This is a genomic window from Pseudoduganella guangdongensis (assembly GCF_009857475.1).
Taxonomy (GTDB): Bacteria; Pseudomonadota; Gammaproteobacteria; order Burkholderiales; family Burkholderiaceae_D; genus Rugamonas; species Rugamonas guangdongensis.
This window is the reverse complement of the sequence record NZ_WWCJ01000091.1, coordinates 1-243: the sequence shown is the minus strand read 5'-3', so window position 1 is coordinate 243 and position 243 is coordinate 1. Positions and strand designations below refer to the sequence as shown.

Here is a 243-nt window from a genome sequence, read left to right as displayed (position 1 = left end):
TGCGTAGCAACTAATGACAAGGGTTGCGCTCGTTGCGGGACTTAACCCAACATCTCACGACACGAGCTGACGACAGCCATGCAGCACCTGTGTGATGGTTCTCTTTCGAGCACCCTCAGATCTCTCCGAGGTTCCATCCATGTCAAGGGTAGGTAAGGTTTTTCGCGTTGCATCGAATTAATCCACATCATCCACCGCTTGTGCGGGTCCCCGTCAATTCCTTTGAGTTTTAATCTTGCGACC

General features: G+C 51.4%; 1 rRNA gene. It reads right to left on the bottom strand.

Annotated elements, in window-relative coordinates:
* Positions 1 to 243, bottom strand: a 16S ribosomal RNA gene (locus GTP41_RS26980); the annotation flags it as partial.